The organism is Streptomyces sp. NPDC007901 (assembly GCF_042959465.1).
In the GTDB taxonomy this organism is placed as follows: Bacteria; Actinomycetota; Actinomycetes; order Streptomycetales; family Streptomycetaceae; genus Streptomyces.
Genome location: NZ_JBIBKW010000019.1, coordinates 178,014 through 198,420, shown reverse-complemented (window position 1 = coordinate 198,420; position 20,407 = coordinate 178,014). Strand labels below are relative to the sequence as shown.

The window sequence follows — 20,407 nt, the reverse complement described above, 5'->3', positions numbered from 1 at the left end:
CGGAAGGCTCAAGCCGCCGGTTGCCGAGGAGAGTTCATGCCGCGTCCGTTCCGCTTCGGGGTCAACCTGCTCACGCCCGCGCCGGCCGAGGAGTGGCGCGCGAAGTGCCGGCGTGCCGAGGAGCTCGGGTACGACGTGATCCTCGTCCCCGACCATCTCGGCATGCCGGCGCCCTTCCCGGCGCTGGTGGCGGCGGCCGGGGCGACCGAACGGCCGCGCCTCGGCACGTTCGTGCTCAACGCGGGCTTCTGGAACCCGGTGTTGCTGGCCCGCGAGGCGGCGACGACCGCGGCGCTGACCGGCGGCCGTCTCGAACTCGGGCTCGGCACCGGCTACGTGCAGGCCGAGCACGACCGGGCCGGGCTGCCGTTCGGCTCGCCGCGCGAGCGGGTGGACCACCTGCGGCGCACGGTCGAGGAACTGCTGAAGTCGGACGAGTACCGGGTGCCCCTGCTGATCGGGGGCAACGGCGACCGGATGCTGCGGCTGGCCGCCGAGCACGCGGACATCGCGGCCTTCGCCGGGGCCCGTCTGGTCCCGGGGAACACGGAGGGCCGGCTGGAGCCGGTCGCGGCGGAGGAACTCGACGCACGGGTGGCGCGCTACGCGGAGTGGGCGGCGGGCCGCGCGGAACCCGCGGAACGGAACCTGCTCCTCCAGACGGTGGCCGTCACCGACGACCCGGCGTCCGTGCTCGGCCCGCTGCTCGACCGGCAGCCCCAGCTCACCCTGGAGCAGGCCCTGGACCTGCCCGTCATCCTCGTCGGCACCCTGGAGGAGGTCACCGGGCGGGTGCGGGGGCTGCGCAAGCGGTACGGCATCTCCTATCTGACCGTCCTGGAGCCGTACATGGAGGCGTTCGCCCCGGTGCTGGCCGCACTGTCCGCATAGTGGAAACGCGGATTCCGCGCGGGCGGTCGTGATGGGATCGCCGTATGACCGACCTGCGCATACGGGCCGCGACGCCCGACGACCTGGACGCGGTGCTCGCCTTCTGGAAGGCGGCGGCCGAGGGCACCAGCATCAGCGACGACCGCGGCGGGGTGGACCGCCTGGTCGCCCGGGACCCCGAGGCGCTGCTCCTCGCCGAGCTGGACGGTGAGCTGGTGGGCACGGTGATCGCCGGCTTCGACGGCTGGCGCTGCCATCTGTACCGGCTGGCGGTGCACCCGGAGCGGCGCCGCCGGGGCATCGGGTCGGCGCTGCTGGCGGCCGCCGAGGAGCGCTTCGTACGACTCGGCGGCCGGCGCGGGGACGCGATGGTGCTGGTGCGCAACGAGACCGCGCACCATGCCTGGCGGGCGGCGGGGTACGAGCCGGAGGAGAAGTGGCGGCGGTGGGTGAAGCCGCTGACGGAGACCACCGAGTGACCCGCTTTGCCGATCCTTTACCATTGAGGAGTCATTCCGTGTCCCGGTCTCCTCGATGAAAGGTGTGTGAGCGTCCGCCCATGGGCGAGCCTCCCAGTTCTCCGTACCGACAACACCGCGCGGTCCCGTCCGCCCTGTCCGACCATGGGACGGAGGTGACCCGATGACCGAAGTGCTCCTCCTGCTGGTGGCGATCCTGCTGTCGCTCGCCTGCGGTGCCTTCGTCGCGGCCGAGTTCTCGCTGACCACGGTCGAGCGCGGCGAGCTGGAGCGGGCCGTGGCGCGCGGCGAGCGCGGGGCGGCCGGCGCCCTCAAGGCCGTACGGAACCTCACGTTCCAGCTCTCGGGGGCCCAGCTCGGCATCACGGTCACCAACCTGGTGGTCGGCATGCTCGCCGAGCCCTCGATCGCCAAGCTGCTCGCCGGTCCGCTGGAGGCCGTGGGCCTCGGGGCGTCGGCGGCGAGCTCGCTGGCGCTGGTGATCGGCACCGCGCTGTCCACGGTGTTCCTGATGGTCGTCGGCGAGCTGGTGCCCAAGAACTGGGCGATCTCCTCGCCGCTGGCCGTGGCCAGGCGGGTGGGCAACGCCCAGCGCTGGTTCAGCGCGGCCTTCCGGCCCTTCATCACCCATCTGAACAACACCGCGAACCGGCTGGTCCGGCGCCTGGGCATCGAGCCCGCCGAGGAGCTGGCCTCCGCGCGCGGGCCCCAGGAGCTGGCCGCGCTGGCCCGGCACTCCGCCCGGCAGGGCGCGCTGGAGGCGGACACCGCCGAGCTGTTCGTGCGCACCCTGAACCTCGCGGACCTCACCGCGGAGAACGTGATGACCCCGCGCGTCCAGGTCGTCGCCCTGGAGGTCCGGGCGACCTGCGAGGACGTGGCCAACGCCACCCGTGCGACCGGCCTGTCCCGCTTCCCCGTCTACCGGGACAGCCTGGACTCGGTCGTCGGCACCGCCCACATCAAGGACATCCTCGCCCTGCCCACCGACGAGCGGTCCCGGACCCGGGTCGCCCAGGTGATGCGCGAACCGCTCCTGGTGCCCGAGTCCCTCACCGTCGACCGCCTCCTGGACCGCCTCGGCGGCAGGCGCACCATGGCCGTCGTCATCGACGAGTACGGCGGTACGGCCGGGGTCGCCACCCTGGAGGACATCGTCGAGGAGGTCGTCGGCGAGGTCCGCGACGAGCACGACCCGCACGAGACCCCCGACCTCGCCCCCGCCGGCGCCGACGAGTCGGGCCGCGCGCTCTACTCGGCGGACGGCGCGGCCCGGATGGACCAGCTCGCCCGGGTGGGCCTGCGGGCGCCCGAGGGGCCGTACGAGACGCTCGCCGGGCTGGTCGCCGCCGAGCTGGGCCGGATACCCGAGACCGGGGACGGGGTCGAGGTCGCCGGGTGGCGGCTGGACGTGGTGGACGCGTCGGGGCGGCGGGCGGCCCGGGTGCTGCTGCACGCGCCGCTCGCCGACGAGTCGGAGCAGGAGGAGCAGCGGTGACCGCCGTACAACTGCTGATCGGGTTCGCGACGCTGGTCGTGAACGCCTTCTTCGTGGGTGCCGAGTTCGCGTTGATCTCCGTGCGCCGCTCCCAGATCGAGCCGCACGCCGAGGCGGGCGACCGGCGGGCCAAGAGCGTGCTGTGGGGGCTGGAACACGTGTCCGCGCTGCTCGCCGCCGCCCAGCTCGGCATCACGCTGTGCACGCTGGTGCTGGGCGTGGTCGCGGAACCGGCGATCGAACACCTGCTGGAGCCGGTGTTCCACGCGGTCGGCGTGCCCGAGAGCGCGGGCCATGTCGTGTCCTTCGTGATCGCGCTGGCCCTCGCCACCTATCTGCACATGCTGCTCGGCGAGATGGTGCCGAAGAACGTGGCGCTGGCCGAGCCGGTGCGCAGCGCGCTGCTGCTCGGCCCGCCGCTGGTGGCCCTGTCCCGGGCGCTGCGCCCGGTGATCTTCACCATCAACGCCTTCGCCAACGCCCTGCTCAAGCTGCTCCGGGTGGAGACGAAGGACGAGGTCTCGGCGACCTTCACGGACACCGAGCTCGCCGAGATCGTCAAGGACGCCGGCGAGGCGGGCCTCATCGACGACCGGGCGCGGGAGCGGCTGCACGACGCCCTGGAACTGGGCCGCCGCCCGGTACGGGACGTGGTCGTGCCGCTGGAACGCGTCGTCTACGCGCGCGTCGGCGTCACCCCGGAGGAGCTGGAGCGCCTCTCGGCGGAGTCCGGCCTCTCCCGCTTCCCGGTCGTGGACGAGGGGCGGCGCATCGTCGGCTACCTCCACGTCAAGGACGCGCTGGACGCCTCACCCCGCACCGACGCCTTCCGGCTGCGCGACATGCGCCCGATCGCCCGCGTCCGCGCGGACACCCCGCTCGACGACGTACTCACCGCCATGCGCGGCAGCCGCACCCACCTGGCGGGTGTCCTCGGCGACGACGAGCGACTGGCCGGGCTGGTGACGATGGAGGACGTCCTGCGCGAGCTCTTCGGGCAGCACGCGTAGACCCCGGTCCCGGGCGCGGCTGGAACCACGCCCGGGCGGGAGCGGAGCGCGAATCGGCGGGCGAGCGGGCCGCGACCGGGCGGGAGCAGAGCACGAGCGGGCCACGACCGGACGGGAGCAGAGCACGAGCGGGCCACGACCGGGCGGGAGCAGAACGCGGGTGGGGCGCGGGTGGGCCGCAGGTGGGCCGCGACCGGGCGGGAGCAGAACGCGAGCGGGCCGCAACCGGGCGGGAGCAGGCTGCGCGTGAGACGGGTGCAGGGCGGAGGGGGAGTGACCGACCGGCGGGTATGAGCCTCGGGATACCATTTGCGTCGCCATGCACAAGAACCCGGTGCCTCCCGCACACTCCAGTCTGGTCGCGATCGGCGACTCCTTCACCGAGGGCATGTCGGACCTGAACCCCGACGGCTCCTACCGCGGCTGGGCCGACGTCCTCGCCGGACGGATGGCCGCCCGCACCCCCGGCTTCCGCTACGCGAACCTCGCGGTGCGCGGCAAGCTGATCGCGCAGATCGTCGAGGAGCAGGTGGACGTGGCGGCCGCGATGCGGCCCGACGTGATCACGCTGGTCGGCGGCCTCAACGACACACTCCGGCCCAAGTGCGACATGGGCCGGGTCCGGGATCTGCTCACCGAGGCGGTGGAGCGGCTGACGCCGGCCTGCGAGCAGCTGGTGCTGATGCGCAGCCCCGGCCGCCAGGGCCCGGTCCTGGAGCGGTTCCGGCCACGTATGGAGGAGCTGTTCGCCTGCGTCGACGAGCTGGCCGGACGGCACGGCGCCCTCGTGGTCGACCTGTACGGCGCGCCCTCGCTGGCCGACCCGCGGATGTGGGACGTGGACCGGCTGCACCTGACGGACGAGGGGCACCGCCGGGTCGCCGAGGCGGTCTGGCAGACCCTCGGCCACGAGGCCGAGGACCCCGAGTGGCGGACGCCGCTGCCGGCCACCCCGCCGCCCGGCTGGGCCGCGCGCCGGATCGCGGACGCCCGCTTCACCAAGCAGTACCTGCTGCCGTGGATAGGCCGCCGCCTGACCGGCCGCTCCTCGGGCGACGGCCGGACAGGCGCCCAGTTCAGCGCTGAGCTGGGCAAAGCCTTCTGGGTCACCCCTACGGACGACACAAATCCCGGCCCTGTGACGGACTGGCGACGGGTTGGGCCCTGACCCGGCGCCCCGCCCGGCTGCCGTGCACCGATGGAGCAGCTCGACGTAGGAGAGATTGCGCGGCCGGGTCGCCACCGAGCCCTTCACCCGGGTGGCGAACACCCCGCAGGCCGGGCAGGCCCTGGCTGTCTGGTCGGCAGTGACCAGGAGGACCCTGCGCCCGCCGTCCGCCGGCCGTTCGACTTGCACGACGGAGACCCCCGTCCAGATCGAGCAGCACCGTCGTACGGCTGATCAGATGCACGGAGGAGGGCCGTCACCGAGCTCACTGGATCGGGGTGTCGGGCGGGGGGAGCTGGACGGTGCGCTCCCGATCGACGGATGCGACGCCGTCGACCACCTCCAGGGCCGGTATACGGTCCTCCGCGACGGTGCCGGAGAGCGTACCGAGGACCGGTTGCTCGCCCGTGACCGTGAGCCCGGCCCGCCGCAGGGCCTCTACCACCTCCGCGAACCGGTCGGGGTCCACCGCGAGGATGACCCCGACCGGCGCGGACTGGGTTGACTCACTCACGGGGCCTGCAGCAGGCCCGCGCCGACGTCCCGGACGGGCTGTGTCAGTGGGAACGCGCCTGATTTCAGGCTCGCCACGAGATCGGCCGCGGAAGCGTTGGGGCCGGCCTCGGCGAGCAGGGCGAGGACACCCGCGACGTGCGGCGTGGCCATGCTCGTGCCGCTCATGGTCTGGTACCCGCCGCCCGGAGCGGCCGAGCGCACGTCCCTGCCGGGCGCGGCGATGTTGATCTCACCGCCCTGGCCGTTGATTTCGCCGTTGGAGAAGAACGACGGCGTGATCGACTTGTCGAGCGCGGCTACCGCGAGGACGGAGGGACAGTTGGCGGGTCGGCTGACCGGCAGAATGTTCGAGGGCCGGCTGCTGTCGTTGCCCGCGGCGGCGACGATCACCGTCCCGCGCTCGAGCGCGCGCTGGGCCAGAATCTCGTACGTCTGCGGGAACAGCTCACCGGGTTGGACCCGAGAGCCGAGCGACAAGGAGATCACCCGCGCGCCCCGGGCGATGGCCCAGACCATACCCGCCAGGATCTGGCCGTCGGCGCCGCTGCCCTGGTTGCTGAGGACCTTCCCGGCGAGGATCCGCGCGTCGCAGGCCACGCCGTAACGGGGTTTCTGCTGGGGGTCTTTCGGGCCGGCAACAGTACCGATGCAGTGGGTGCCATGGCCATGGCCATCCTCGACTGCCTCGCCGACCACGAAGGACATCGTGTCCTCGACACACCGGACCAGGTCCGGGTGGGTGATGTCCACGCCGGTGTCAAGGACAGCGACCTTCACACCGCGTCCGGTCAGGTGGGACAGGTTGGCCCGGATCGCCTGCAGGCCCCAGGTGAACGTCTGCTCGTCCAAGGCTGGGCCCTGGGCGGCGGCGATTTCGGCTCTGGTGTGGCGGGTGACCACGTCCTCGTCGCTGCGGTAGGCCGGGAAGAACTCGGTCGGTGCCTGCTGCGGGGCGGTGATCGGCATGGCGTACACCATGCGCTCCGGTTCCGCCGCGATGATCGACGGCTCTGCCTCGGCCGTCGTCACCAGCGTGTGGCGCTGATCGGGCCGTACCTCGACGACGGCGACTCCGAGTTCCTCGAAGTGCACCGAAACATCGGGGCGTTCGAGGAGTTCGGCGACGTTCGCGACCTCGGTGCCCCGGACGCGTTGGACAGGCGCGATGTCGGCGGCGGAACTCAGGGCGTTCAGGCCGCTCTCCTGGTTGCTCGGGTCGAGCAGGACCACGTACCGACCGGTGTACTCCGCACCCTGGCCCGTGACGGGGCCATTGGGCTGATCGGGTTGCCCCTTGAAGACACGCCTGCCCATGGGTCCGTTCACCATTGAATTTCCCGCTTTCTGTGTGCTTCCCGGTTTGTAGACGCGCGACGATTCACGGATTGACAGGCGCCACGGGTGGGGACGCGCGGTTCATTCGTGCCGCGACGCCCAGTGCCGTGGCCTGCAACGCCGTCCAATGCCAGGTCGTCGGCATCCCCCTGTTCAGACCGTGGCATCGGGCATGGAGGCCCGCAACTCAGCGCTGCCACCCACGGCGGAAGGCGGCGCCCCGCCTGTCGACCGAATGACCCCTCGTCGGTGACGTCTCGTGACGGTTGGCGGTTTTCGTTCAGGCGGTGGTGGAGGCTGACTCGGCGCAGGGCCTTGTCCTGGATCACGGTGTTCAACGTCTCGTCGCAGTTGACGAGTTCACCGCCCTCGGGCCTCTTGACCGGGTGGCGGAAGCCGTTTCCGGCGTTCTCGTGGCCGAGGCCGGTCAGGGTGGGGATGGCCCAGTGTGGCGGCGAGCCGGTTGAGGGCGTCGACGAGGCCGTGGGGGCGCGGGGGGTGTCGATGACTTGCATGTTCCCTCCGTGGCGCTTGTGCTTGCCGGACCACCACGAGCCCGTGCCGTTGGGGCCGGCTGTTGAACGCTGAAGATGTGCACGAAGGCGACGTACCGGCCGTTGACGGGACAAGGTGGAAGGGCCTGTACGGCGGTCTCCGGTGTAACTCCCGATCAAGGAAGAACACCTATTGAGCGACGTGACTGTGTCCGGTCAGCCGGTTGACGAGGTCCGGCCGGTCGAGTTGTCGGCGGACGTTCTGGATGACCAGTTGACAGGACAGCCGGTCGATCGGGCTCGCGCGAGGGGGCTTCAGTTGACCGGCGAGGGCGGACTGCTGCAGCAACTGACCAAGCGGGTGCTGGAATCCGCCCTGGAGGGCGAGATCACCGACCACCTCGGCTACGCGAAGACGGCCGAGGACCGCTTCCTGGACTTCCAGGAAGAATGGGGTGCCAAGAGGTGGACACGCCCTGTGTCCGGTACGCCTCGATGTCGCTGTCCCAGGCGATGCACCAGCGGCGGTGGCGGGCCTGGCGGGCGGCCATCTCACCACTGCGGATCCAGGGGTGGATTGCGCCTGCGTGGACGCCGAGGATGCGACGGCCTCGAGCACGGTGATACCCGGACCCGGTGGGGTCGTTGCGCTTGGAGCCGAGGCTGTTGAGGTAGTCGGCCATCTCGGCGTCGCTGCGGCTGTCCAGCAGGTCGCGCACGATGTCGACGTATGCCGGCGCACCCCGATGCGAGCGCGAGTGTCATCGACGTGCGGCATGGCCGCGTCCGTGATCGGTGTCCGCAGCAGGCGCTTGCGTGCCGTTCCTGCGGTTCGACACCGAGATACGGCATGTCGTCTGCACCACGGATGACATCGGGAAGCGTCACGGCGCGTTCACGTTGTGTTCTTCGGTGTGGTTGGCCGCGTGGCGGCGCAACGCCTTGTCGTTGTACTCGTAGCCCAGACCGCGGCGGGCGACCCGACGTTCGGCGCAGGCCTCCAGCTTGCGCCGTTTGAAGGCGGCCGGGCTGGGCGGTGGCGACGATCGCGACCTGGATGCCGCGCCGCGACCAGATGCGCTGATAGAATGCACACAAAGGCCCCATATTGCCCTTGTCCGCAGTGCTCATCGGCAGCAGCCGTATGAAGGCGAACACACTCGACAGGGCCAGGTAGGGCAGTCGAAACAGCACTATCCATCTGAGAACGAGCGGGGTCGTACGGGTGGAAGTCCGTGACGGACGCACCGGCGACCCTCAATCCCGCTTCAGCAGACTCGTCTTGGCAGGGCACGCCACCGCGCGTCCCTTGCCGGAGAGAGGAAGTCCGAGATGGCAACGACGACCACCGACATCAAGCAGGCATTGCCTCCGCGCCTTCAGGCAACGATGGCGCTTGGAGACGACCACGCCATCCAGATCATCGACCTCTCCGACGGTACGAAGGCGATCGTGGAGAGCGGTCGCGCGGTCGATCAGGTTCCCTCCACTCTGGGCGAGGTCGAGGCACCGCCCGACGCCGGGGAGCAGGCGAGTGGCGAACGGGCCGGCTACGGCGATCCGTCGGTGCTCACCACGGACGAGCAGACCTGGTTCCGGAACAACTTCTGCACTGGCGCCCAGGTGTGTCTGCAGGGTTGGGACTGGGCGACCTGCGGGACGGATCGTGCTGTGGGTTTCGGAACAGGGATCGCGATGGTAGGTCGCGAGGGGTCGCGCAACGCCACCTTCTACGTCGACATGTGGCAGTGCAACGGCCAGGAGTGCTTCTGGGTCCAGAACTGGCAGGGCGTGGTTGTTCCGGGACACTGGCTCTCCGTGAACACGAACGCGCCCGACCGTAAGTGGCTGCGGTGGCGGCTCGAAGGCGCCGGAGGCGACACTCAGGTCAGTCTGGCCGCCAAGTACTGACGGCGACAGCCTCGTGCGGCAGCAGCCGGAGCCGCTGCCGTACGAGGCGTAGCGGCGCGGGCCGGTTCCCGGCTCAGTGCTGGGGGCTGTCCCCGAAGGCCGTCACCGTGAGGAAGCGGATCGGCAGTGCGACGAGGCGTTCGGGGCCGTGCGGGGCCTCGCCGTCGAACTGGAGCGCGTCGCCGGGGCGCAGGGTGTAACTGGCCTTGCCGTGGCCGTAGACCATCTCGCCCTCGAGCATGTAGAGCAACTCGGTGCCACCGTGCTGGAAGAGCGGGAAGACCTCGCTCTGCTCGGTGAGGGTGACCAGCAGGGCGTCCATCCGCTTGTGGGCGCCCCGCAACGAGCCCAGCTGGGCGTACTCGTGTCCGACGCGGCTGCCGCGCCGGACGATCCGGGCACCGTGGCCGGCCGGCACGAAGACCGCCTCCCGGTCGTCGTCCATGCCCCGGAACAGGGCGGTGACGGGGACGTCGAGGCCGCGGGCGAGGCGCGCGAGGGTGGTGAGGCTGCACGCCGTCTGGGCGTTCTCGATCTTCGACAGCATGGCCTTGGAGATCCCGACGCGCTGCGCCATCTCCCCGACCGAGACCCCTGCCGCCTGCCGGTATTCACGGGTGCGGACCGCGATGATCCGCTCCAGTGCCTTGTCGTCGAAGTCGTCGAAGTCGTCGGAGTCGTCGAGGTCGTCGCCGTCTGCGTGCTGCTCGGTCACCGGCGCATCCTAGCCCGCACGTTCGAGCCGGAACCGCGGCTGGGGCTCGGCCCGGCCGGTCGCCAGGTCGGCCGCCATCGCCCCGATGAGCGGGGCGAACTTCGCGCCGTGCCCGGAGCACGGCGAGACGATCACGAACGGCCCGTGCCGGTCGAGGACGAAGTCCTCGTCGGGGGTGGTGGTGTAGAGGCAGGTCGCCTCGGCGACCGGGGCGGGGTCGAGCCCCGGCAGCCGGTCACGGACGAAGCCGCTCACCCGGGTCCGGGACGCGGGGTCGACCACCCCGCTGCGGGTGCCGGCCGTCGTGGGCGTGCCCCGGTCGTGCTCGGCCACCTTCATCGCCGGGAGGAAGCCCCCGTCGCTGCCCGACGGCAGCCCGAAGATCTGCAGGTCCGCGTCCTTGGTGACCAGGATCGGCCAGCGCTCGCGCGGGTCCCGCTGCCGGAAGTGGAAGACCTGTTGCTGGGTGACCCTCAACGGCGGGAGCGCGAGAGGCAGTTCGAGTTCGGGCAGCCAGGCGCCGGCCGCGATCACCACGGTGTCGGCGGTGAGATCCCGGCCGTCGTCGGTGCGCAGCAGCACCTCGCCGCCCGCGAGTGCCTCCAGGCCCACGACGCGCACGCCGATCAGCGCGTCCGCCCCGTGCTCGACCGCCCCGCGCACACAGGCGGCGACGGTCTCGTCCGCGTCCAGCACCCCCGCGCCCGGGTGGTACAGCGCCGGGCCGGTGAACCGGATGGACGGCCAGCGTTCGCGGGCGGCCTCGGCGACGAGGAGTTCGTACGGCACTCCGGCCGCCGCCAGCACCTCGGCGAGGCCCTCCGGGTCCCGCCCCTCCCCCAGGTCGAGCCCACCGGTGGTCCGCAGCAGGAGAGTCGAGGTGTCCTCCTCCAGCACCCGCCACTCCTCGAGCGCCCGCCCGGTCAGCCGGACGTAGAAGGGGTCGGCGTAGGCGTGCCGGAAGATGCGCGAACTGCCGTGGGAGCTGCCCCGCTTGTGCCCGATGTCGTACGCCTCGATCAGGGTGACCGGGTGGCCGCGCCGGGCGAGCTGCCAGGCGGTGGCCGCGCCCATCAGCCCGGCGCCGACGACCGCGATCACAGCCCCGCCCCCGGGATCCAGTCCGTGCCCGCCAGCGGGACCCGGGCCATGGCGGCGGACTCGATGGTGAGCGCGACCAGGTCCTCGGGTTCGAGGTGCAGCAGGTGGGCCTTGCCGCAGGCGCGGGCCAGGGTCTGGGCCTCCATGGTCATCACCCGCAGGAAGTTGGCGAGCCGCCGGCCGCCCTCGACCGGGTCGAGCCGGGCGGCGAGTTCCGGGTCCTGGGTGGAGATGCCGGCCGGGTCGCGGCCGTCCTGGTAGTCGTCGAAGTAGCCCGCCGCCGACCCCAGCCGCCGGTACTCCTCCTCGTACCGGGGGTGGTTGTCGCCGAGCGCGATGAGCGCCGCCGTACCGATGGCGACCGCGTCCGCCCCCAGTGCCAGCGCCTTGGCCATGTCGGCACCGGAGCGGATGCCGCCCGACACCACCAGCTGGACCTCCCGGTGCACGCCCAGCTCCTGGAGCGCCCGCACCGCCTGCGGCAGGGCGGCGAGCGTCGGGATGCCGACGTGTTCGATGAAGACGTCCTGGGTGGCCGCCGTACCGCCCTGCATGCCGTCCACCACCACGACGTCGGCACCCGCGTGCACGGCCAGCTTCACGTCGTAGTACGTCCGGGTCGCGCCGACCTTCACATAGACCGGCTTCTCCCAGTCGGTGACCTCGCGCAGTTCGAGGATCTTGATGGCGAGGTCGTCGGGGCCGGTCCAGTCGGGATGCCGGCAGGCGCTGCGCTGGTCGATCCCGACCGGCAACGTCCGCATCCCCGCCACCCGTTCGGTGACCTTCTGCCCGAGCAGCATGCCCCCGCCCCCCGGCTTGGCACCCTGCCCGAGGACGACCTCGATGGCGTCGGCGGCCCGCAGGTCGTCGGGGTTCATGCCGTACCGGGACGGCAGGTACTGGTACACGAGGTGCTTGGAGTGCCCGCGCTCCTCGGGCGTCATCCCGCCGTCCCCCGTGGTCGTCGACGTACCGACCTCACTCGCCCCCCGCCCGAGCGCCTCCTTGGCCTGGGCGGAGAGAGCTCCGAAGCTCATGCCGGCGATGGTGACGGGCGTGGCGAGCCGCAGCGGGTTCTTGGCGTGCCGGGCACCGAGCACGACGTCCGTGTCACACCGCTCCCGGTAACCCTCCAGCGGATAGCGGGACATGGAGGCGCCGAGCAGCAGCAGGTCGTCGAAGTGCGGAAGCCTGCGCTTGGCCCCCCAGCCCCGGATGTCGTAGATCCCGGTGTCGGCGGCACGCTGGATGGCATGGATGGTGGCGCGATCAAAGGTGGCCGACTCACGCAGACCATGGGATGCGGGTTCCAAGGTTCACAACTCCAAACAGGGTGCGGTGAAGCGCCCCTTCAGGGGCGCGGGGCGTTATCGATTTGCGGCTACCGCCGCGTGGGCGCGACCAGCCACATCCAGCCCGCAGCCGACAACGGCGCTAATACGCACCCGAGTTGTCGATCTTGAAGTGATACAGCTCCCGAGCCGATCCGTACCGGCGAAATTCCCCCGGATCCTCATCCCGCTCCGCCGCCTTCAACAACTCGGCCAGCTCGGCGAAGTGTTCGTCCCTCATCTCCTTCTCCACGCAGTCGGCGCCCAGCGATTTGACCCCACCCCGTACATAGATCCGCGCCTCGTACAGCGAGTCCCCCAGCGCCTCCCCCGCGTCCCCGCAGACGACCAGCCGCCCGGCCTGCCCCATGAACGCACTCGTATGACCGACGTTTCCGCCGACCACGATGTCCACGCCCTTCATGGAGATCCCGCACCGGGCCGACGCGTCCCCGTCGATCACCAGCAGCCCCCCGTGAGCCGTGGCCCCCGCCGACTGCGAAGCGCTCCCCCGCACCCGGACCGTCCCGGACATCATGTTCTCGGCGACCCCGGTCCCCGCGTTGCCGTGCACGGTGACCGTGGCGTGCTGGTTCATGCCGGCGCAGTAGTAGCCGACGTGGCCCTCGATGTCGACGGTGAGAGCGTCCCGGATGCCGCAGGCGACGGCGTGCGCGCCGCGCGGGTTCAGCACCCGCCAGTCGTCGGCCCCGGCCGCGTGCAACGCCCCGTTGAGTTCCCGCACCGGGGTCGTCGCCAGGTCGATCAGCGTCGCCATACGTACACCTCTTCCGGCTCGGGTTCGAAGATGCGGGCGTTCTCGATGCCCGGCAGGACGTCCAGCGCCCGGTATTCGGAGGCCATCGCCACCCAGTCGGCGGTCTCGGCGACCAGCGCCGGCTTGCAGGCGATGGCGTCGCGGACCACGGCGAAGGAGTCACCGGTGGAGACCAGCAGCGTGTAGAAGCCGTCGAACCGCTCGCACAGCAGCTTCAGCGCCTTCTCCAGGTCGGCGCCCTGGGCGAGTTGGTGCGCGACGAACCGGGCGCCGACCTCGGAGTCGTTCTCGCTGTCGAACTCGACGCCCTGGGAGCGCAGTTCACGGCGGATCGTGGCGTGGTTGGCGAAGGAGCCGTTGTGCACCAGGCACTGTCCTGGCCCCACCGAGAAGGGGTGGGCGCCCTCGGGGGTGACCGCCGACTCGGTGGCCATCCGGGTGTGTCCGACGCCCTGCCAGCCGGTGACGCCGGCGAGCCCGAAGGACTCGGCCAGCCGCACCGGGTTTCCGGTGCCTTTCAGTACGGCGCACCCCTCGCCGGAGCCGATCACCCGGGCGTGGGGCAGCAGCGCGGCCAGCCGGGCAACCTCCGCGTGCACGACGGTCGTGGCGTCGGCGTCGTAGGCCACCGCACCCGGCAGCACCGTCTCGACCTCGGCCTTGGAGGTGCCGAGCAGCGACACCACGCTCTGGCCGGGCGGGGACAACCGTGGGTCGCCGTAGACGGCGACGCCCGCCGAGTCCGGTCCCCGTTCGACGACCTGTCCCAGCATCGCGGCGAGCAGTTCGCCGAGCCGGGGTTCGAGGGCGGGCTCCCGCAGATGGAGCCCGACGATTCCGCACATACCGAGTCCCTTCAGAAGGCGGTGAGATAGCGGTCCAGCTCCCAGGCGCCGACCGTGGAGTGCCAGTCGAAGAACTCCTCGCGCTTGAGGTCGGCGAAGTACCGGCTCACGCCCGGCCCGGCCGCGTCGAGGGTGCCGCTGATGACGTCGTCGGCCTGGAGGGCCTCGACGGCGTGCAGCAGGGTCGGCGGGAGTTCCGGCCCCTTGCCCCCGGCGCCCGGCTCGCCCGGGTCGAGGCCGCGTTCGATGCCGTCGAGGCCGGCGGCCAGCGCACCGGCGGCGGCGAGGTAGGGGTTGGCGGCGCCGTCGCCGCCGCGCAGTTCGACGCGGTTGCCGTCGGGGACGCGCACGAAGTGGGTGCGGTCGTTGCCGCCGTAGCCCGCGACCCGGGGCGACCAGGTGGCGCCCGAGCGGGTGGAGACGGCGCCGGTGCGCTTGTAGGAGTTGACGGTGGGCGCGATGACGGCCTGGAGGGCGCGTGCGTGCTCGACGATCCCGGCGACGAAGGAGTAGGCGAGCGGGGAGAGGCCTAGGCCGCGGGTGTCCGCCGGGTCGGGGAAGGCGGGTTCGCCGTCCCGCCAGAGCGACAGGTGCAGGTGCATGCCGGTGCCGGTGCGGTCGGTGAACGGCTTCGGCATGAACGTGGCGGTCATACCGCGCTGTTCGGCGAGGACCGACACCAGGTAGCGCATGGTGATGACCCGGTCGGCGGTGGTGAGGGCGTCGGCGTACCGGAAGTTCTGCTCGAACTGGCCGTTGCCGTCCTCGTGGTCGTTGGCGTAGTTGCCCCAGCCGAGGCTGTTCATCGCGGTGGAGACGGCGGTGAGGTGGTCGTACATCCGGGTCAGGCCGCGGGCGTCGTAACAGGGCTGTGGGGCGGTGTCCCTGGCGTCGGCGACGCTGAGCACGCCGTGTTCGTCGCGGTTGACCAGGAAGTACTCGACCTCGGCGCCGACGGCCAGGGAGAGTCCCCGTGCGGCGGCCCGCTCCAGCAGCGAACGCAGGATGACGCGCGGGGCGTACGGCCAGGGCTCTCCCTCGACGTACGGGTCGCAGTGGACGAGCGCGAGGCCGGGTTTGACGAAGGGGAGCGGGGTGTACGAGGAGGCGTCGGGCCGGGCGACGACGTCCGGGTCGCTGGGCTGCTGGCCGAGCGCGCCGGCGGCGTATCCGGCGAAGCCGACGCCCTCGTCCCGGAGTTCCTCGACGGCCTGGGCGGGGACGAGCTTGGCGCACGGCTTGCCGGTCAGGTCGACGAAGACGGCGAGCACGAACTCGATGCCGTCGTCCCGGACCAGTTCGGCGAGGTCGGTCGTCATGAGGGGCCTCCCGGGAGGTGTCCACTGACATGAATCACTGTTGCATACCAGTAGACAGACGGTGCGTTACGGCGGGATTTCCGCCCGGGAAGTTCCCCGTAAGCCGAAGGGCCGGTCACCGCCTCCGAGGAGGAGGTGACCGGCCCTGAGGAGCCGTCAGGAGAGGTCGGCGGCGGCCTTGTCGGCGACGATGGCCGGTGTCGGCCCGCCGTCGGCGATCCACAGCGGCTTCAGCCGGTACGTCAGCAGGTAGAGGACCATGCCCGCACCCGCCGCGACGAACATGCTCAGGTCGCCGGCGCCAGGAAAGGCCTTCGAGAACGGCCCGGTGTAGAAGCTGGACTGCCAGAACGGCACCGATGCGGCGACCCCGCCCGCCCAGGCGACGAATCCCCAGTCCAGGACCCGGCGGCGGTCGTAGAGTTCGGCGATCCGGGACGGGTCGGAGCGGCCGCCCAGGTAGAAGTCGAGCAGCAGCACGGCCGCGAACGGGGCGATGAAGTACGCGGTGAGATTGAGGAAGACCTTGAACTTGTCCTCCGTGCCCGACTCGCCCCACAGGCTGATCGCGTAGGCCAGCAGGCAGATCACGGTGACCGCCTGGCTGCGGCCGACCGGGACCTTCAGGGTCTGGACGGAGATCGCGCCGCCGTACACGTTGAGGAAGTTCTGCGCGAGCGCGGACAGGCCGACGGCGATCAGCGCCGGGACGGCGAACGGGCCCGCCAGTTCGTGCAGGGCGGTGATGGAGTCGGAGCTGGTGGCGCTGGCGCCGACGACCACGCCGAGGATGCCCAGCCAGCAGATGGTGACGAAGTTGCCGAGCCCGGTGTACCAGGCGGTGCGGGTGACGACCTCGGGGGTGTCGGGCAGATAGCGCGAGTAGTCGGAGGCGAAGGGGGCCCAGGCGACCAGGAAGGAGAGGAACCAGCCGCCGAAGGTGATCCAGCCGCCGGTGGCGCCGATGTATCCGGACGCGTGCGGGTCGGCGTGGAAGAAGCTGCCGCCGCGCACCACGGCGACCACGGTGATCAGCAGGAACAGCGGGGTCAGGACGTAGGTGAGCACCCGCTGGAGGTAGTTGATCATGTTGTAGCCGTAGATCGACACCACCAGCTCGACCGCCGTGAGCACGGCCGCGCACAGCCAGAACGGCAGATGCGTCAGCTCGGCGAAGGCCTTGCCGCCGAGGATGACGGTGACGGAGGCCCAGCCGATCCCCGCGAAGACGTTGATGTAGGCCACCGGCAGGAAGTTGCCGAAGAAGCCCAGCGGGCCGCGGGCCTGGATCTGCTGCGGCACCCCGAGCCGTACGCCCATCCGGGACATCACGGCCATCAGCAGGGAGCCCAGCGCGGCGCCGATCACGATGGCCGTGGCCGCGGCGCCGAAGCTCAGCCCGAACCAGGCCGCGCTGAAGCCGAGCAGGATGATCGGGAAGTTGAGGCCGGCCGCGAACCAGACGAAGAACTGCGAACTGGGCCTGCCGTGGCGCTCGTTGTCGGGGATGTGGTCGACGCCGAAGGGCTCGACCTTGGTGACCGCGCTGCCGTAGACCGGCGCCGGTGTTCCTTCTGTCATGCGGTGCTCCTGCTCTTGCTACGGGAGGAAGGTCACCACGGCAGCGGCGCCGTGTGCGAGATGTCGAAGAAGCCGCCGCCGCTGTAGACCAGCGGGGCGAGGTCGTCGTGGCGGGCGGAGACCACCCGGCCGGTGAACACGGTGTGGCTGCCGGCCTCCAGGCGTTCCCCGATCTCCACCTCCAGCTGGGCGCAGGAACCGTCGATCAGCGGCGCGCCGAAGGCACCGGGCGTCCAGGAGATCCGGGCGAACTTGTCGTCGCCCTTGGCGGCGAAGGTCTTCGCGACGTCGAGCTGGTCGGCGGCGAGGATGCTGATGCCGAGGCGGCTCGCCCGGTGCAGGGCGGGGTGCGTGGCGGAGCTGTGCTGGACGCAGACCAGCACCATCGGCGGGTCGAGGGAGATGCTGGAGAAGGCGTTGCAGGCCAGCCCGCGGGGCGTGCCGTCGTCGTCCGTGGTGACCACGGTGACGCCGGTGATGAACGTGCGGTGCACCCCGCGCACCAGGTCCGGGTCGACGGCGGCCTGCTGCGCGGTGGTGATGATCCCGAGCGCTTCGAGGAGCTGACGGGAGTCGAAGGTCACCCACTCCTCGGCCACGGCCGGTCCTTCGAAGCGGGCGAAGGTGGCGCCCGAGACCTCGACGGGCCTGCCGGTGGGCGGCACACCGAGGAAGGCGCCGGTGTGCCGGCCGGTGCTGCGCCAGCGGACCGCCAGCCGGTCGCCGTCCTCGACGACGTCCTCGATCTCGGTGCGCAGATCGGGAAACGCCTCCCGCACCGCGCGGATGGAGTCCTTGAACTGGTCGCGGTTCTGGGTGGCGCCGGCAGGTCCGCGGCGGCGGACGTAGGAGGGACTGAGCAGGTCGTCCAGGGCGTCGACCCTCCCCTGGTCCCAGGCGGCCCGCCAGGCGGAGCGGAGGAGGGAGGTGCGGTCAAGAGTGTGGGTCATGGCGGTCCCATCGGTCAGCTCTTGTATGGCAGAGGACGGTAAGTACGCCGCACAACCGTGTCAACACCCCCGACGCAAAAGCTCGATCCGCCCTGGTAGACACGTCAAATACACAGGTCATGCTTGTTTCGGCGAGGTGAACCCTTGACTCGCCCCATCCGCACTCCTAGCCTCGCTTGCATGGCACAGCCGAAGTGGAAAGGACACTTGATGCGGTTCTCGATATTCCACAACCTCGGAGCGCCCGGCCGGCTCGGCGAGTACGCCCAAGTCATGGACGAGGCACGCGAGTTCGCCGTAGTGGCCGAAGAGGCCGGGTTCTGGTCCACCTGGTACACGGAGCACCACTTCGGCCACGAGGCCATCGAGATCACCCCGAACCCGGTCCTCATGGGTGCCGACATCGCCGCCCGTACCTCGCGCATCCGGATCGGCCAGGCGGCCTCCATCGCCACCTTCTGGCATCCGCTGCGCCTCGCCGAGGACATCGCGATGCTCGACCAGCTCTCCGGCGGCCGCGTCGAGGTCGGCCTCGGCCGGGGCCTGTACGGCCGCGAGGCGCTCAACCTCAACGCGCTCGCCGACCCGCGCGACCAGGAGCAGAACCGGGCGCTGTACGACGAGACGGTCGAGATCCTGCGCAAGGCGTGGAGCGGCGATTTCTTCTCCCACCAGGGCCGCTTCTACGAGTTCCCGGCCCCGGGCGTGAAGTGGAACCACCCCCTCTCCCCCGCCACCGACGCCTACACGACCGCCGGCGCCATTACGAAGATGCAGGTCACACCCTTCCCGCTGCAGCGCCCGCACCCGCCCCTCTGGCAGGTCATCGACAGCCCCCGCTCCATCCGGGCCGCCGCGGCCGACGGCGTCCAGGGCATGTTCTGGCTGCCGCCGGTCTCCGCTCTGAAGGAACGCTTCGAGCTGTACCGGTCCACGGCGAGCGAGGCGGCCGGCCGCGAGTACGCGCTCGGCGAGGGCATCGGCCTGGTCCGTGACGTGTACGTCGCCGACACCATGGAGCAGGCCCGCGCCGACTTCGAGGAGGCGCTGATGACGACGTACCGCTGGATCATGCACTGGCGGGGCCTGGCCAACCTGATGGAGGCGGACGAGGAGCTCACCGACGCGCACCAGCTGTCGTACGACTTCCTGCACGGCCGCAACCTGCTGGTCGGCACCCCCGAGTACGTCGCGGAGAAGATCGCCGAACTCCGCGACGAGGTCGGTCTTGAGCACCTGCTCCTGTGGACCACGCACCCGGGCCTTGAGCACCGCAAGGCGATGCGCAGCCTGGAGCTGTTCGCGGACAAGGTCATGCCGGAGTTCGCCGCATGACGGACATCCGGAAGGTCGTGACCGTCGTCGACGAGGTGCTGCTGGAACTGGGCCGCCCGGTGGCCGCTCCGGTACGGCGGGTCGCGGCCGCCGCCGTGATCCGCAACCCGTGGGCCGGCCGCGGCTTCGTCGCCGACCTCCAGCCCCAGGTGGAGGCGGTGGCACCGGGACTGGCCCGGCTCCTCACCGGCCGCCTGCTCTCCGAACTGGGCGGCGAGGAGCACGTCGAGGCCTTCGGCAAGGCCGCCGTGGTCGGCCTGGACGGGGAGACGGAACACGGCGGCGCCCTGATCCACACCCCGTACTTCGGCAACGTCCTGCGGGAGCTGACGGAGGGCACCTCCATCATCGTCTTCAACGACGACCGGCTGCCGGCGGGCGAACCGCTGACCGTGCCGCTGTGGCACAAGACGGCCGCCGCGACCCGCTCGCACTACCAGACCGTGCAGATCAGGATCCCCGACGCGCCCCGTCCCGACGAGATCGTCGTGATCGCCGCCGCCGCGTCCGGGCCCCGCCCCAACGCCCGTATCGGGGACCGCCGTACCGACCCCGTCGTCCGCCTCGCGGACCTGGAGAAACTGGAGAGCGCCCGATGAACGTCCGGAAGATCATCACGTACACGGAGGACATCCACACCGAGGGCGGCCGCCCGGTCGACCCGCCCGCCCGGACGGCGGTGGTGCTCGCGGTGATCGAGAACCCGTGGGCGGGCCAGGGCTTCGTGGCCGACCTGCTGCCGGGCATCGACGAAGTCGCCCCGAAGCTGGGCGAGTTGCTGGCACCCCGGGTGGTCGCCGCGCTCGGCGCGCCGGTGGAGGCGTACGGCAAGGCGGCGATCGTGGGCCTGGACGGCGAGATCGAGCACGGCTCAGGACTGATCCACACCCTGAAGTTCGGCGACCACTTCCGCAAGGCGGCCGACGCGACGACCCTGCTGCCGGCGGTGGAGAAGCGGGCGGCGGCCGGCACGGTCTTCGACATCCCGCTCAAGCACGTCACCGACGCGACGATCCGCTCCCACCACCAGAGCATCGAGGTCCGGGTCCCGGACGGCCCCCGCGCCGACGAGATCGTCATCGGCCTCGCGGCGGCGGCCCAGGGCAGGCCCCAGGCGCGGCTGGCTCCGCTGGCGACGGAACAGTGA

Annotated in this window: 19 protein-coding genes and 1 pseudogene; 10 read left to right on the top strand and 10 right to left on the bottom strand. The window is 71.2% G+C overall.

The window, feature by feature from the left end:
- Window positions 1-36: 36 nt before the first annotated feature.
- From ACFZDK_RS42590 to ACFZDK_RS42570, 5 genes are all read left to right on the top strand, one after another.
- Entirely contained in the window at window positions 37-891 is an 855-nt protein-coding gene (locus tag ACFZDK_RS42590) for a TIGR03621 family F420-dependent LLM class oxidoreductase (RefSeq protein ID WP_390981031.1), read from the top strand.
- A gap of 44 nt (window positions 892-935) precedes the next feature.
- Window positions 936-1,370, top strand: a complete 435-nt coding sequence (locus ACFZDK_RS42585; protein ID WP_390981029.1) for a GNAT family N-acetyltransferase — start codon at window positions 936-938, stop codon at window positions 1,368-1,370.
- A 163-nt stretch (window positions 1,371-1,533) separates the two neighbouring features.
- Window positions 1,534-2,868, top strand: coding sequence for a CNNM domain-containing protein (locus tag ACFZDK_RS42580; RefSeq protein WP_390981027.1), 1,335 nt, complete (start codon window positions 1,534-1,536; stop codon window positions 2,866-2,868).
- A complete protein-coding gene (locus tag ACFZDK_RS42575) occupies window positions 2,865-3,878 on the top strand; it encodes a CNNM domain-containing protein (protein ID WP_390981025.1) in 1,014 nt (337 codons plus the stop codon). The genes ACFZDK_RS42580 and ACFZDK_RS42575 overlap by 4 nt, the downstream gene beginning before the upstream one ends.
- A gap of 319 nt (window positions 3,879-4,197) precedes the next feature.
- Complete coding sequence (locus tag ACFZDK_RS42570; RefSeq protein WP_390981023.1) at window positions 4,198-5,046, top strand: SGNH/GDSL hydrolase family protein; 849 nt, start codon at window positions 4,198-4,200, stop codon at window positions 5,044-5,046.
- Window positions 5,047-5,311: 265 nt separating this feature from the next.
- Here the strand turns inward: ACFZDK_RS42570 and ACFZDK_RS42565 are convergent, their stop codons facing one another.
- On the bottom strand, window positions 5,312-5,560 hold the full coding sequence (locus tag ACFZDK_RS42565; RefSeq protein ID WP_390981021.1) for a hypothetical protein: 249 nt from the start codon (window positions 5,558-5,560) through the stop codon (window positions 5,312-5,314).
- The gene (locus ACFZDK_RS42560) at window positions 5,557-6,876 is read right to left on the bottom strand and encodes a S8 family serine peptidase (RefSeq protein ID WP_390981019.1); all 1,320 of its coding nucleotides are present in this window, start codon (window positions 6,874-6,876) and stop codon (window positions 5,557-5,559) included. The genes ACFZDK_RS42565 and ACFZDK_RS42560 overlap by 4 nt, the downstream gene beginning before the upstream one ends.
- Window positions 6,877-7,599: 723 nt before the next feature.
- Between ACFZDK_RS42560 and ACFZDK_RS42555 the strand changes: the two are divergent.
- Both ACFZDK_RS42555 and ACFZDK_RS42550 read left to right on the top strand, forming a co-directional pair.
- A pseudogene (locus ACFZDK_RS42555) lies at window positions 7,600-7,806 on the top strand (IS256 family transposase); the annotation flags it as partial.
- Window positions 7,807-8,723: 917 nt separating this feature from the next.
- Window positions 8,724-9,302 carry a hypothetical protein gene (locus ACFZDK_RS42550; protein WP_390981017.1) on the top strand — a complete coding sequence of 193 codons (579 nt, stop codon included), beginning with the start codon at window positions 8,724-8,726 and terminating at the stop codon, window positions 9,300-9,302.
- Window positions 9,303-9,375: 73 nt separating this feature from the next.
- On the opposite strand, the gene ACFZDK_RS42545 is transcribed toward ACFZDK_RS42550, so the two are convergent.
- From ACFZDK_RS42545 to ACFZDK_RS42510, 8 genes are all read right to left on the bottom strand, one after another.
- Window positions 9,376-9,945, bottom strand: coding sequence for a helix-turn-helix domain-containing protein (locus ACFZDK_RS42545; RefSeq protein ID WP_390981070.1), 570 nt, complete (start codon window positions 9,943-9,945; stop codon window positions 9,376-9,378).
- A gap of 81 nt (window positions 9,946-10,026) precedes the next feature.
- Window positions 10,027-11,118 (bottom strand): FAD-dependent oxidoreductase, encoded by a 1,092-nt coding sequence (locus ACFZDK_RS42540; RefSeq protein WP_390981015.1) that lies wholly within the window; start codon window positions 11,116-11,118, stop codon window positions 10,027-10,029.
- Window positions 11,115-12,434, bottom strand: coding sequence for a glutamate synthase-related protein (locus ACFZDK_RS42535; protein ID WP_390981013.1), 1,320 nt, complete (start codon window positions 12,432-12,434; stop codon window positions 11,115-11,117). The genes ACFZDK_RS42540 and ACFZDK_RS42535 overlap by 4 nt, the downstream gene beginning before the upstream one ends.
- 121 nt (window positions 12,435-12,555) lie before the next feature.
- The gene (locus tag ACFZDK_RS42530; protein WP_390981011.1) at window positions 12,556-13,230 is read right to left on the bottom strand and encodes a glutamate synthase; all 675 of its coding nucleotides are present in this window, start codon (window positions 13,228-13,230) and stop codon (window positions 12,556-12,558) included.
- Entirely contained in the window at window positions 13,218-14,075 is an 858-nt protein-coding gene (locus ACFZDK_RS42525) for a glutamine amidotransferase (RefSeq protein WP_390981009.1), read from the bottom strand. Before ACFZDK_RS42525 ends, ACFZDK_RS42530 begins: the two co-directional genes overlap by 13 nt.
- Before the next feature lie 11 nt (window positions 14,076-14,086).
- Window positions 14,087-15,394 (bottom strand): type III glutamate--ammonia ligase, encoded by a 1,308-nt coding sequence (gene glnT, locus ACFZDK_RS42520; protein WP_390981007.1) that lies wholly within the window; start codon window positions 15,392-15,394, stop codon window positions 14,087-14,089.
- 156 nt (window positions 15,395-15,550) lie between these two features.
- Window positions 15,551-16,975 carry a cytosine permease gene (locus ACFZDK_RS42515; RefSeq protein ID WP_390981005.1) on the bottom strand — a complete coding sequence of 475 codons (1,425 nt, stop codon included), beginning with the start codon at window positions 16,973-16,975 and terminating at the stop codon, window positions 15,551-15,553.
- A 32-nt stretch (window positions 16,976-17,007) separates the two neighbouring features.
- The gene (locus tag ACFZDK_RS42510; RefSeq protein ID WP_390981003.1) at window positions 17,008-17,925 is read right to left on the bottom strand and encodes a flavin reductase; all 918 of its coding nucleotides are present in this window, start codon (window positions 17,923-17,925) and stop codon (window positions 17,008-17,010) included.
- Between the two features lie 210 nt (window positions 17,926-18,135).
- Between ACFZDK_RS42510 and ACFZDK_RS42505 the strand changes: the two genes are divergently transcribed.
- Genes ACFZDK_RS42505 through ACFZDK_RS42495 form a run of 3 tightly spaced genes read left to right on the top strand, consistent with a single transcriptional unit; the run spans window position 18,136 to window position 20,407 of the window.
- Complete coding sequence (locus ACFZDK_RS42505; protein ID WP_390981001.1) at window positions 18,136-19,260, top strand: LLM class flavin-dependent oxidoreductase; 1,125 nt, start codon at window positions 18,136-18,138, stop codon at window positions 19,258-19,260.
- The gene (locus tag ACFZDK_RS42500; RefSeq protein WP_390980999.1) at window positions 19,257-19,859 is read left to right on the top strand and encodes an amino acid synthesis family protein; all 603 of its coding nucleotides are present in this window, start codon (window positions 19,257-19,259) and stop codon (window positions 19,857-19,859) included. Before ACFZDK_RS42505 ends, ACFZDK_RS42500 begins: the two co-directional genes overlap by 4 nt.
- Window positions 19,856-20,407: an amino acid synthesis family protein gene (locus tag ACFZDK_RS42495; RefSeq protein WP_390980997.1), complete on the top strand. Its 552-nt coding sequence runs from the start codon at window positions 19,856-19,858 to the stop codon at window positions 20,405-20,407. Before ACFZDK_RS42500 ends, ACFZDK_RS42495 begins: the two co-directional genes overlap by 4 nt.